General features: G+C 68.1%; 10 protein-coding genes, 1 tRNA gene and 1 pseudogene. 7 read left to right on the top strand and 5 right to left on the bottom strand.

All coding sequences use genetic code 11. The features are described from left to right. Window positions 1-89: 89 nt before the first annotated feature. Window positions 90-878 (bottom strand): Fic/DOC family protein, encoded by a 789-nt coding sequence (locus JS533_RS08835; protein WP_241514051.1) that lies wholly within the window; start codon window positions 876-878, stop codon window positions 90-92. 83 nt (window positions 879-961) lie between these two features. On the opposite strand from JS533_RS08835, the gene JS533_RS08830 reads away from it, so the two are divergent. From JS533_RS08830 to JS533_RS08810, 5 genes are all read left to right on the top strand, one after another. Continuing rightward, window positions 962-3,916, top strand: a complete 2,955-nt coding sequence (locus JS533_RS08830; RefSeq protein WP_241514050.1) for an FtsK/SpoIIIE family DNA translocase — start codon at window positions 962-964, stop codon at window positions 3,914-3,916. A 137-nt stretch (window positions 3,917-4,053) separates the two neighbouring features. Beyond that, window positions 4,054-4,132: transfer RNA gene (locus JS533_RS08825), tRNA-Leu, on the top strand. Window positions 4,133-4,306: 174 nt separating this feature from the next. Next, window positions 4,307-4,855 carry a 4-hydroxybenzoate polyprenyltransferase gene (locus JS533_RS08820; protein WP_241514049.1) on the top strand — a complete coding sequence of 183 codons (549 nt, stop codon included), beginning with the start codon at window positions 4,307-4,309 and terminating at the stop codon, window positions 4,853-4,855. Between the two features lie 131 nt (window positions 4,856-4,986). Further along, complete coding sequence (locus tag JS533_RS08815; protein ID WP_241514048.1) at window positions 4,987-5,391, top strand: FKBP-type peptidyl-prolyl cis-trans isomerase; 405 nt, start codon at window positions 4,987-4,989, stop codon at window positions 5,389-5,391. 95 nt (window positions 5,392-5,486) lie between these two features. Further along, complete coding sequence (locus JS533_RS08810) at window positions 5,487-5,966, top strand: GreA/GreB family elongation factor (protein WP_033494795.1); 480 nt, start codon at window positions 5,487-5,489, stop codon at window positions 5,964-5,966. A 204-nt stretch (window positions 5,967-6,170) separates the two neighbouring features. Here the strand turns inward: JS533_RS08810 and trhA are convergent, their stop codons facing one another. Beyond that, window positions 6,171-7,076, bottom strand: a complete 906-nt coding sequence (gene trhA / locus JS533_RS08805) for a PAQR family membrane homeostasis protein TrhA (protein WP_241514047.1) — start codon at window positions 7,074-7,076, stop codon at window positions 6,171-6,173. Between the two features lie 194 nt (window positions 7,077-7,270). Here trhA and JS533_RS08800 point away from each other — a divergent pair, with 194 nt between their 5' ends. After that, the gene (locus JS533_RS08800) at window positions 7,271-8,758 is read left to right on the top strand and encodes a sensor histidine kinase (RefSeq protein WP_241514046.1); all 1,488 of its coding nucleotides are present in this window, start codon (window positions 7,271-7,273) and stop codon (window positions 8,756-8,758) included. Between the two features lie 143 nt (window positions 8,759-8,901). On the opposite strand, the gene JS533_RS08795 is transcribed toward JS533_RS08800, so the two are convergent. The 3 genes from JS533_RS08795 to JS533_RS08785 all read right to left on the bottom strand — a co-directional run bounded on the left by JS533_RS08795 (window position 8,902) and on the right by JS533_RS08785 (window position 12,545). Then, on the bottom strand, window positions 8,902-9,177 hold the full coding sequence (locus JS533_RS08795; RefSeq protein ID WP_033494792.1) for a WhiB family transcriptional regulator: 276 nt from the start codon (window positions 9,175-9,177) through the stop codon (window positions 8,902-8,904). 90 nt (window positions 9,178-9,267) lie between these two features. After that, a complete protein-coding gene (locus JS533_RS08790; RefSeq protein ID WP_338024179.1) occupies window positions 9,268-11,154 on the bottom strand; it encodes an FtsK/SpoIIIE domain-containing protein in 1,887 nt (628 codons plus the stop codon). A 122-nt stretch (window positions 11,155-11,276) separates the two neighbouring features. Beyond that, the gene (locus JS533_RS08785) at window positions 11,277-12,545 is read right to left on the bottom strand and encodes an LCP family protein (protein ID WP_241514045.1); all 1,269 of its coding nucleotides are present in this window, start codon (window positions 12,543-12,545) and stop codon (window positions 11,277-11,279) included. Between JS533_RS08785 and JS533_RS08780 the strand changes: the two are divergent. After that, window positions 12,523-12,620: pseudogene (locus tag JS533_RS08780) on the top strand (LCP family protein); the annotation flags it as partial. The gene JS533_RS08785 and the pseudogene JS533_RS08780 sit on opposite strands and share 23 nt — an antisense overlap.

Here is a 12,620-nt window from a genome sequence, read left to right as displayed (position 1 = left end):
TCCTGCAATAGGAGAGCGGGACCTTCATTCATGCGGGACCTTCATTCATACGGGATCACTCGTGGATATACGTGGATACGCGCTGCAGCTCAGTGCGCCGGACCCTGCTCCCAGCCGGCGATCAGGAACGTGCGCGTCGGATTCGCCGGGCGCACGATCGCGTCGAACAGCCGCTCGAACCCGCTCGTATCACCCCGGTAGGCCGCATGCTTGGCCGCCTTGTATGCGTCGCGCGTCACCGGGCCCCAGTCAAGATCCCATCCCGCGTCATGCGCGAGACGCGAGGCGAAGATGCGCAGCGTCATCGCGTTGCCGCCCTTGAACGGGTGCAGATAGCCGAGCTCGTCGTACACGTGCGCCAGCTCGCGCACGAACACGTCTCGGTCCAACGCGACCAGATTGCGCTTGTCGGCCAGTTCGGTCGCGATGTTGAGCGCGCCCGTCTCGATCAGCGCCGCCGGGAAGAACGTCTCCGGATTGCGCGCGATCGCACGGTCCGACGTGACCTCGCGCGTCGTGTTCGACGTACGCAGACGGCCCGCGTCGGCGAACACGCCCTCAAACAGGCCGCGGTGAATCGCCTCAAGCTCGTTCAGATCGCCTTCCGCGCGCCAGCCGCGCTCCACCAGCAGCACGGTGCGCGCCACGATGCCGCTCGCATGATCGGCAGCATGGTCGTCGAGACTGCCGTCGGCAAGACGCGCCGCGGTAAGCCCCGACGTTTCGGCGTCCGCCGTATCGATCAGCGCGGACACGTCGATGTCGCCGCGCTCGTATCCGGCCAGCGCCCGCATCGTCGCGTCGCCCGGCCTCATCGCTTCCAACGCGCAGTTCTTCAGTGCAAATGCGACTGCGCTCGCACGTTCAGCTGGAGTCATAGGGCCATCCTAGCGGATAATCCGTGCGGATGCCGGCAACCCGGGCGCGAAATGACGTGGTTTGGGTAGAATCGTGAACCGCTATGGCACGTACATCATCATCTGAGAAGAAGCAATCGAAAACCGCCGGCGCGGACACGGCCGACGAGCCGGTCTGGAAGACGATCCTGCTGGCCGTTCCCCGTGGCCTCGGCGCGGCGGTCCGATCGGTGTCCGGCGTGGGGGAGTTCGATCCCGCGTATCGGCGCGACGGCCTGTGCTTCCTGATGCTCGTGCTCGCCATCTGCTTCTGCGCGTCCGAATGGTTCCGCGTCAACGGCGTGCTCGGCCGGTTCCTGCACGCGATCGCGGCCGGCCTGTTCGGCGTGATGAGCGTCATCGTGCCCGTGCTGCTCGCGATCGTGGCCGTACGTCTGATGCGCAACTCCGGCAAGGGATCCGATAATCCGCGCGTGGTGACCGGCTGGGTGCTGCTGCTGTGGGCGGTCTGTTCGATCATCGACGTGGCCGTCGCCGCCGACACCCCCGGCTTCGACATCGCCGTTCTGCAGCGGGCCGGCGGCCTGCTCGGCTTCGCGCTCGGCTCGCCGCTGGCGTGGGGACTGTCGAATGCGTTCGCGATCGTCGTGTTCGTCGTCGTCGCGCTGTTCTCGCTGTTGCTCATCACGCGCACGCATGTGACCGACCTGCCGGGCAACGCCCGCGCACTCGCCGAACGTCTGCATCTGCTCGACGACGCGGGCGGTGCGGCCGGCGGCAAGAAGAAGTCCGATGACGACGATCGCCCGCAGTTCCCGAACGAGGTGCGTGTCGGCGACGGCACGCTCGCGTTCGCCGACGGCGTGCCCGCGCACGACGGCAGCGACGAGGAGACGGATGCGGACAGCGGACGTTCCTCGATCGGCGGGTTCCTTTCGCGACTGTTCTCGCGCAGGCATCGTGGCGGCGAGGACCGTTCCCTCGACCGCTACGCCGGTGACGAGGCGTTCGACCATGCCGCCGAACGCCACGGTCAGGCCGCGGAGACGCATCTGGACAACGGTTCCGGTGCGGCGCATCCGCGCACGGTCTCGTCGACCGGAGGATTCGGCGGATCCGCGCCGGTATCCGGCGGGCTGCCGCATGCCGTGCCATCCGCCGCACCCCGTTCCGTGACCGGTGTGGCAGGAACATTCGGCGCGTCCGGTCCGGCGCCGGACCCGTGGGCCGGCATCGGCGTGGACGGAACCACCGTCATGCCGTCCGGCACGGCGAATCCGGTGGTCGGCGCGGCGGACGAGACGCATGTCGATCCGCGCACCGGCGAACTGCTCGACGACGCCACGGCCGTCGCGCCTCAGCACGTCGGCGCGTCCGTGCCGTCCTCGTCCGTCTCGCCGGCGATGGGCTCCGCCGCGCCCGCCGTCGCGTCCGCGTCGAACGTCGCCGCATCGGCGAATGCGGGAGATGGCGGGGAGCCGGCCACGGACGCGTCCGCCGCGCCGGCCGACCAGAACCTGCCGTACCAGCTGCCCAGCCTCGCGATCCTGACCAAGGGCCAGCCGCACGCCGCGCGCACGCCGGCCAACGACCACGTCATCGCCGCGCTGACGAACACGTTCCAGCAGTTCAATGTCGACGCGAAGGTCGTCGGCTTCCTGCGCGGACCGTCCGTCACCCAGTACGAGGTCGAGCTCGGCCCCGGCGTCAAGGTCGAGAAGGTCACCAACCTGCAGAAGAACATCGCGTATGCGGTGGCCAGCTCCGACGTGCGCATCCTCTCGCCGATCCCCGGCAAGTCCGCCATCGGCATCGAGATCCCGAACGTCGACCGCGAAATCGTGCATCTGGGCGACGTATTGCGCTCCGACAAGGCCGTCAACGACCCCGCGCCGATGCTCACCGGCGTCGGCAAGGACGTCGAAGGCCACTTCGTGACCGCCGACCTGACCAAGATGCCGCACCTGCTCGTCGCCGGCGCGACCGGCTCCGGCAAGTCCAGCTTCATCAACTCGATGCTCACGTCGATCATCATGCGCGCAACCCCCGAACAGGTGCGCATGATCATGGTCGACCCCAAGCGCGTGGAGCTGTCCGCGTACGCGGGCATCCCGCACCTGCTCACGCCGATCATCACCGATCCGAAGAAGGCCGCGCAGGCGCTCGAATGGGTCGTCAAGGAGATGGACGCGCGCTACTCCGACCTTGAATTCTTCGGCTTCCGCCACATCAAGGACTTCAACAAGGCCGTGCGCGAGGGCAAGGTGCACGCGCCCGCCGGCTCGCAGCGCAAGGTGGCCCCCTACCCGTACATCCTCGTGGTCGTCGACGAGATGGCCGACCTCATGATGGTCGCCAAGAACGACGTGGAAAGCTCCATCCAGCGCATCACGCAGCTCGCGCGAGCCGCCGGCGTGCACCTCGTGCTCGCCACGCAGCGCCCGTCCGTCGACGTGGTCACCGGCCTGATCAAGGCGAACATCCCGTCCCGTCTCGCCTTCGCGACCTCGTCGGCCACCGACTCGCGCGTCATCCTCGACACCACCGGCGCCGAGGCGCTCATCGGCCAGGGCGACGCGCTGTTCCTGCCGATGGGCCTCGCCAAGCCGCTGCGCGTGCAGGGCTCGTGGGTGAGCGAATCGGAGATCCGCAAGGCCGTCGAATTCGTACGCACACAACGCAAGCCCAGCTATCGCGAGGACATCGAACAGATGGCCAAGGAGGCGGAGAAGTCGGCCGCCGAGCCGGACGAGGAGATCGGCGACGACATGGACGTGCTGCTGCAGGCCGCCGAACTGGTCGTCACCACGCAGTTCGGATCCACGTCCATGCTGCAGCGCAAGCTGCGCGTCGGCTTCGCCAAGGCCGGCCGTCTCATGGACCTGCTCGAATCGCGTGGCGTGGTGGGGCCCTCCGAAGGCTCCAAGGCGCGCCAGGTGCTCGTCCAGCCGCAGGATCTGCCCGCCGTGCTCGCGTTCATCCGAGGCGAGACCAGCTCGCTGCAGCCGTCCGGCGGAGACGCCGTGGCCGCGTCGGACGGATCGGGTGCCTTGGCGTGATCCATACGCCATGCGCGGGGAGCCGGCGGTGAATCGGCGACGGGCCGAGATCATCGGCGGTTGCCGGGGCCCGTGTGCCGTGCGGCTTCTCCCGCGCGCATGGCGTACAATATAACGGTTGGCCGTTCGCGGCCGACGCCTCCATGGCGAAATGGTATACGCAGTCGACTTAAAATCGATCGCTTCGGCTTGTGGGTTCGAGTCCCACTGGAGGCACCTTGCTATCGGCATGTTCAGCATTATCGGCATGTTCGCGCGTCGTCGGACGCCGTCCGCATCATCGTCCGAAACATTCGGTTTTCCTCATGCCGATAGACTGGCCCGCGAATTTGTTCGCGAACGGCCGGATGCGGCCGGGGGAGAGATGACGCTATGGCCGGTTGGTTGGATGTGAGCCGCGAGACTGAGGACGGACTGCCCACGATGCTCGTGCAGGCGGTCGTGATCGCCGCCGCGATGTGCGTGTGCGAACTGGTCAGCGCGCCCATCTACGTGACGATGTCCGGCGACGCGTTCAACATCCTGCCATGGTTCCTCGTCGCCTCGCTGTTCGCCGTCGCGTTCACCTGCACGGTCGGCTTCATCCTGCTGTGGGTCGTCGAATCGCTCACCGCACGCCACAGCCTGCCTAAGCTCCTGCCGTTCGTCTACGCGCTCGCCGGACTCATCGGATTCGCCGCATGGGGCTACGCCGTCTACCCGGCCGTCATCGACTCGATCGTCGTACCGGTCGGCGGCACGGCGCTCGCCGCCGGCGCGCAGCTTGGCATCGGGGTCAACTGCGCGGCCGCGGGCTTCGCCTCGTTCTTCTTCGGTGCGATCCTCGCGCCGCGTCTGGCCAGCCGCCGCGCCGCGGTGATCGGGACCGGCGTCGTCGCGCTCGCGATCGCCGCGCTGGGCGGCGTCGTGTTCGCCATGACCATGTCGGCACTGTCCTGACCGCGTACGTCCGCGCCGGTCGCATGCCGGTCGCGTCGCCCGGCGGAACGCTTGCGCGGTGCGGCGCGGACGGGTATCCTAAGGCACATTGTGCGCGACGACATCGCGTGCGTATCGACAAGGAGGAACACATGGCATCGAACATGCCCAAGGTCAACGCCGAATTCGGCGCCACGCCGACCATCGAGTTCGAGGGCGACGCTCCCGCCGGCCTCAAGGTCGTCGAGCTCGTCGAAGGCGACGGCCCGATCGTGCGCCGCGGCGACACCGTGACCGTCAACTACCACGGCGTCGTGTGGGGCAAGAGCGATCCGTTCGATTCGAGCTTCGCCCGTCACCAGCCGGCCAGCTTCGGCATCGGCGTCGGCCAGGTCATCAAGGGCTGGGATCAGACCGTGCCGGGCCACAACGTCGGCTCCCGTCTGGTCGTCTCCATCCCGCCGGAGTACGGCTACGGTTCGCGCGGCGTCCCGCAGGCCGGCATCGGCGGCGGCGACACGCTCGTGTTCGTCATCGACATCATCTCGACCCGCTGAGCCACGGGGATTCCCGTCCAGCAAGCGGACGCGCCGGCGCAAGTCGGCGCTTTTTTCGTACACTGACTCAACAGACCCAACCAAGGGAGGACATCATGGGTGAAGAAAAGGCCGTCCCGCTCACGCAGGACGCGTATGACAAGCTGAAGGACGAACTCGCCTACCGCGAGGGCCAGTACCGCGACGAGATCACCAAGCGCATCGCCGCCGCCCGCGCCGAGGGCGACCTGTCCGAGAACGGCGGCTACCAGGCCGCCCGCGAGGAGCAGAGCAAGAACGAGGGCCGCATCAACGAGCTCATCGTCAAGCTGCGCAACGCGGTCATCGTCGAGGCCCCGAAGGCCGGCACCGTCGGCAACGGCTCGCTGGTGACCATCGAACTGGCCGGCAACGAGATGACGTACGTGCTCGGCGCGCGCGACATGGCGTCCGTCACCAAGTACGACGTGCTCAGCGAGGACTCGCCGATCGGCAAGGCCATCATGGGCGCCAAGCAAGGCGACACGGTCAGCTACCAGGCCCCCAACGGCCGCACGATCAGCGTGACCATCAAGGAGGCCAAGCCGGTCGAGTGACGGCTGACGCACGCATCCTGCTCACGGACGTTTTGCGCGTCTTGCATACGAGGAAGGGGGTTCTCCCACGGTTTGTTCCCGTGGAAGAACCCCCTTCCTCGTATGTTGCGCCCGGTCACATCGTGTGCCGGCATCTGATGGCATCCGTCGCGCGTCGTGCGGGCCGTCCGTATGGCCGTCCACTCGAACGGCCCGCACGCGGCGTCAATGCCACAGGCTGACGATCACCATGTAGATCGCGACCATATGACAGGCATATCCGGCGACGGTGCCGGTGTGGAAGATCTCGTGGAAGCCGAACACGCGCGGCCATGGGTCGGGCTTGCGCAGCCCGTAGACGATCGCGCCGGCGATGTAGCACGCGCCGCCGGCCGCCAGCAGGATCACGACGGTCGGACCCGCGTACGGCGAGGTCCAGAACAGGCTCATGAACGCGACTCCGGACACGCCGAAGATGATGTAGACGATCACGTACAGCCATCGGGGCGCGCCGATACAGATCACGTGGATGACGAGCGCGACCAGCGTGCAGATCCACATGCCGGCGATGATCGCGTCGCGCCAGTGCGGTGCGAGCGCGAACGAGACGGGCGTGTACGTGCCGGCGATGAGCAGGAAGATGTTCATGTGGTCGATGCGGCGCAGCACATCGGTGACGCGCGGCGACCAGTCGCCCAGATGGTAGGCGGCCGAATTGCCGAACAGCACCAGGGAGCATGTCATGAACACGGCGCACGCCCATTTGAGACCGGCTCCCTGCGCGAGGCAGATGAGCACGATGCCCGCGGCGAGCGCGAGTGGCGTGGCGACCGCGTGGATCCAGCCCCTGAGCAGCGGCTTGGGCCGTCCGTGCACGTCGAGGCGGATCTTGCGTTCGACTTCGGCGGGGGAGATGCCCTCGAGCCGGGCCGCGCGCGTCTCCGCCTTGGCGATGACCGCGAGCGCCTTCTCCTCGCCATGCCGGCGGATGCGTTCGGCCTTGGCCTGCGCCTTGACGCGCACCGCGTCGGCCTTGGCCTGCAATGCCGCCTCACGCGCCTTGGTCGCGGCGTCGCGCGCCGCCGTTATGGCCGCGCGTTTGCGTGCGACCTCCTCTTCGGAGACTGCCATCGTTCCTCCCATCGACATGTACGGACATGCGAGTCCGATATCGGCGTCGCCGTACGCCAGTAACTTACGCTACCGTAACCTACGATAACGTAACCACTGTGTTTGTCAAGGCCGTGTCCATGCCCGCTCGACATGCCGTGACGGGCGCGGGCCGTGCGTCCTGCCGGCGCGCATGGTTGCGTATGATGGAGGACATGGCAGATTTCACACAAGTACTCGCTACACGACCCGATTTCGACGCGGAGGACCGCGAATGGCTCCACCATCTGGTGGGCGACTGGCAGGTCATCGCAGACCTGAGCTTCGCCGACCTGCTGCTTATCGTGCAGGACGGCAACGGCCACTACGTGGTGGCCGGGCAGTGCCGTCCGTCCACCGTCTCCACGCTGCGCACCGAGGACGTGGTCGGCGACCTCGCCCCCGAGGACATGATCGGCGAGCTCGACGCGGCCATGAGCTCCGAGGTGGTGTTCCGCTCCACCGTGCTGCGCAACGTCGGCAAGTCCACCGTGTGCAACGTGTACGCGCCGGTGCGCCACAACGGCAAGACGCTCGGCCTGGTGGTGCGCGAGACCAACATGGCCACGCGCGAATCCAACGGCCGCAACGAATCCGAAAGCATCAACGCGGGCAAGCAGCTGTACGAGATGATCCCGCGCGGCCAGTTCCCCTACACCGATTCGGTGATGAGCCAGCGGCACATCGCGCGCGTCTCCGACGGCTTCATCGTGCTCGCCGAGGACGGCGTGGTCCGCTACGCCTCGCCGAACGCGATCAGCTGCTTCCGCCGTCTCGGCTCGCTCGAGACCATGCAGGGCAAGCTGCTGAGCGAGGTCGGCACGCAGCTGCTGCACGAGAACGACCTGCTGCCCGAGTCGTTGCCGCTGGTCCTGAGCGGCAAGGCGGCCATCGACTCCGAACTCAACGCGAACCGGTCCGCGGTCTCCATGCGCTCCATGCCGCTGTACGGCACGAACGGGCGCACCGGCGCGATCATCCTGTGCCGCGACGTGACCGAGCTGCGCCGCCGCGAAGAGGAGCTGCAGACCAAGGACGCGACGATCTCCGAGATCCACCACCGCGTCAAGAACAACCTGCAGGCGGTCTCCGCGCTGCTGCGTCTGCAGGCGCGCAAGACCAGGTCCGAGGAGGTCAAGAAGGAGCTCGAGGAGGCGCAGCGCCGCGTGCAGACCATCGCGATGGTGCACGAGGGCCTGAGCCAGACCGCCGACGAGATCGTCGACTTCGACAAGGTCATCTCCAACCTGCTCAAGATGAGCGTGGACCTGGCCACCATGCGCGACCAGCACATCAGCATCGAATACGTCGGCCAGTTCGGCATGATGCCCGCGCAGGACGCCACGCCGCTGTCGCTCGTGCTCACCGAGCTGATCACCAACGCGGTCGAACACGGCTTCGAAGGACGCAAGGAAGGCCACATCGTCATCTCCGTGGGCCGTTCCGGGGCGAACCTCAACGTGGTCGTCGAGGACGACGGTTCCGGCCTCGACCATGAGGAGAAGAACGGCATGGCCCGTTCGAGCGGCTCCGGCCTCGGCACGCAGATCATCAACACGTTCGTGACCAACGACTTCGGCGGCAGCGTGCATTGGGAGCCGCGCCGCGAGGGCGGCACGCGCGTGGTGCTCGACATGAAGCTGCGCGCGGCCCAGGAGGAGTAGCGGATACAGGAAAGCCCACGGGAACGAACCCGTGGGCTTTCCTGTATCGAACGCGCATATGCCGCGTGGCGTCGGCGTTATGCCGCCGACCGCCGGAATCGCCGACCGGCGCACACCCGTGGCAGCCGACCCGATCGGCCGGATCAGATCTGCTGCAGCGCCTGAGAACGGCGGGCGCGCATCGCACGGCGCTTGAGCGCGCGACGTTCGTCCTCGCTCAGGCCGCCCCACACGCCGTAGTCCTGATTGGTGTCCAACGCGCATTTCAGGCACGCGTCGATGACCTTGCAGGTGCGGCAGACGGCCTTGGCCTCCTCGATCTGCTGATATGCCGCGCCGGTGTTGCCGACCGGGAAGAACAGCTCCGGGTCCTTGTCTCGGCATGCCGCCTTGGCCCGCCAGTCAAAAGCACTGCTCATCGTGTATCGCCTTCCTCGTTCCACAGGACTCATGTCTTGTAACCACTACACAGATAACCACGAAACCATCGACTTTTCAAGAGGTTTCGCTCATGGAATCGCGCGGGGGACCTCGCGGAGGCACTGGATCGGCGTCGCGCGTCCCCTGTCGAGGAACACGGCCCGGCCCGGCGTGTCCAGATCCTCGGGAGTGAATCGGGCCAGCAGATCGGACGGGATGCCGGCCGACAGATCCGTCGGCCGGTCCCCGGTGGGAAAGACGATGCGCGTCGTGCAGTGCTCCGGAACGCGCACGTGCCGCATGGTGAGCGCCGTGAAGACCACGGTGATCGCCGGGTCGAGCAGCGCCGCACGGAATTCGGCGCACAGCGGGTCGTCGCCGAGCGGGTCGAGCAGCGGGTCGGCGTCGTCGGCGAGCCAGACCATGCGCGGATGCGGGGGAGGCGCCGCGCCATGCGTGCGTGCGGCCGCATCGGCGTCCGTGAGCACGCGCGCCGGGCCGCGCACGATGGACGATTCGACGCCGTGCGCGCCCCGTCGGCTGACGCGCAACTGCACGGACGGCACGTCGCGCAGCATCGCGGCGACGACGGACAGCACCGTCGATCTGCCGCGGCCGCGCTGGCCGACGACCGCGACGTTGCCGAGCATGACCGACAGCGTCGCGGTGCCCAGCCGCACGCCGTCGTCGGACACGGCGAACGGCACTGCGTCCGATTCGACGCCTCCCCTTGACCGCATCTCATCCATGATCGGCGTCACGTCGGCGAGGCGCGGCAGCGGCGCGCTGAACAGGGGCTCCGCCGGCGGCAGCGCGCAGAACCGCTGCGCGGACAGCACGGCGTCGACCGCGGCGTCGATGTCGCGCGCCTCGCAGCAGCGCAGCGCCTCGAGCGACTCGCCGTCCGAGCAGTAGGCCGCGCCGGGCAGGGACGGGCTGATGGATGCGGCGTCCGATGTGCCCAGCAGCTCCCGCGACTGCATCGGATCGCGTACGCGCAGGCAGATGTTGACCGCGATGTTCGCCTTCATGTCCGCGCTGACCTGACCCTGCGGATTCTGCGTGCACGCGACCAGATGCATGCCCAGCGAACGGCCGAGCGCGGCGATGCGCACCAGACGGCCGACATAGTCCGGCAGCTGGCTGCGCAGCGCGTGGAACTCGTCGACCACGATCATGAGCCGCGGAGGGGGATCGGCCAGACGGTCCACGTCCGCCGCATGGTGTTCGGCCACCAGCCGCTCGCGCCGGCGCAGCTCGCCTTCAAGCGCCTCCAATGCGCGCGTGGCATGCGCCAGATCGAGATCGCACACGTTGCCGGCCACATGGGGCATGCGGGCCAGCGCGCTGAACGCCGACCCGCCCTTGAAATCGAGGAAGACGAAACGCAGCCGGCTCGGCGGGTTGCGGCAGGCCAGCGACAGGCACCATGTCTGCAGCAGCACCGACTTGCCCGAGCCGGTCGTGCCGGCCACCAGCGCATGCGGGCCGCGACGCGACAGGTCGAGCGGGAACGGGCCGTCGGCCGACATGCCGATGACTGCCTCCATGCTCGGCGGTTCCAGCCAGCGGCGGACGATATGGCGCCACGCCAGGGGTTCCTCGTCCGGTGGGGGCAGCGCCAGCGACTCCCAGGTCCGTGATTCGATGGCGCCGAACGCGACGCGAGGGCCTTCCCGTGACGGGTCCGCGTCCGACGGGGACCGGCCGTCGCCGGCCGCCGGCATGGCCCCGTCTCCGGGTCGGCGACGTCCGTCGCGGAGACGGGACAGGGCGAGCAGCGCGGACGCCCCGCATCCGAGCAGTCCGGGGACGATCATCATCGCGAACGTCCATCGCCGTTCGATCAGCATGACGACCAGCATGACCAGCTGCGCGCCGATCGGCGCGATCGCGGCGACGACGGACAGCGTGCGGGTCGTGTCCCCGCCCGCGCGTCGTCGCGTGCCGTCGATGGTGCCGTTGCCGTCGTTCATACGGCCGAGTCTGCCGCGGACGGCCACCGGACGCAAGCCGGAACGGGGTCTGTGGTCGAATGGTCGGCGGCCGGCGTGTCGCGCGTGTCAGGGCCGTCGGCCCCGACTGGGCCCAGGTGCCGTCAGCTGGCCGATTCGGCCAATGTGCCCACGGTGCCGCTCTTGTGCGTGCCCGAGGCCAGCTGGCTGAACAGCTCGGTGTTCGCGGAATCGTCGAGCAGCACGCTCGAGCCGACGCCGTCCACGTAATAATCGGGATCGGACCAGTAGACGCTGCCGGTCACGCCGCCGTCCGCGGTGGCGGCACGGAACGCGAGCGCCATCGCGCACAGCGTGTAAGGGTTCGTGTCCTCGTCCACGGTGATCGAATCAAGCGCGGCGGAGGCCAGCTTGGCGACCTTGGCCGGGTTGGCCAGCGTGGAGACGCCCATCGCCTTCTTCATCACCGCGGCGATGACCTGCCTCTGCCGGGCGGCTCGCCCGAAATCGCCCTGCGGGTCGGCGTAGCGCATGCGGGAGAACGCGAGCGCGGTGGTGCCGTCCGCCTCATGGCAGCCGGACTTCCATTCCAGGCCCGAATACGTGTCGCTGACGTCCTGGTCGTAGCACAGCTCCACGCCGCCGATCGCATCGACCACGTTCTTGAGTCCGCCGAACTGGATTTCGGCCACATGGTCGATCTTCTGTCCGGTCAGCTGCTCGACCTCGCCGACCAGGGCCTGGTTGCCGTACGCCTGATCGACCGAATTGATCTTCATGTACTGGCCGTCGATCTCCACCAGCGAGTCGCGCGGGATCGAGATCAGCGAGCTCGGGCCGCTTTTCGGCTTGGTGAGCACGAGGATCGTGTCGGTGCGGAAGCCCTCGATGGTCGAATCGTCGGAGCCGTTCACGCCTTCGGTGCCGTCGCGCCTGTCCGAGCCGAGCAGCAGCCAGCTCGTGGCCCCCGACGTGTCCTTGGCGTCCGTCAGCCATGAGGCCTTCGTGAGATTGCCGTCCACCCAGTTCCACGCGCCGAACACGGCGAGCGCAAGCAGGACGACCAGCGTGGCGAGCACGCCGAACAGGATATGCGCCGGATGCCTGCGACGCCGGGCATGGACGCGGGCGCCCGCCGGGACGTTGCGCGTCTGCGTTGCGCCGGCGACGCCCGCAGGGGAGCCGAAGCCCGCACGTGCCGCATGCCGCTCGTGGCCGGCGGCGCGATGATGCGTCGCGGACTGCTGCGGACGTGATTCGGCGTCGGCGCGCGGCGGCCGGCCGATCGTGCCGGAGGAGCCCGAGGAACGGCGCGCGGCGCGGGAGGGGACGGACGGGGCGAAGCTTTGCGGCTGCAACGGCTGCGGGGACGGCTCCGACGATTCGACCATCGAGGGCTTCCGCACCGACACGATCCTCGTGCTCACCAAGCCGAAAAGCGGCCCGAGCTCGCTGATCTCGATCCCGCGCGACTCGCTGGTGGAGAA

Origin of the sequence: Bifidobacterium amazonense (assembly GCF_018555435.2) — a bacterium.
GTDB lineage: Bacteria > Actinomycetota > Actinomycetes > Actinomycetales > Bifidobacteriaceae > Bifidobacterium > Bifidobacterium amazonense.
The sequence above is the reverse complement of the archived record's forward strand: the minus strand, read 5'-3'. Positions and strand labels throughout refer to the sequence as shown.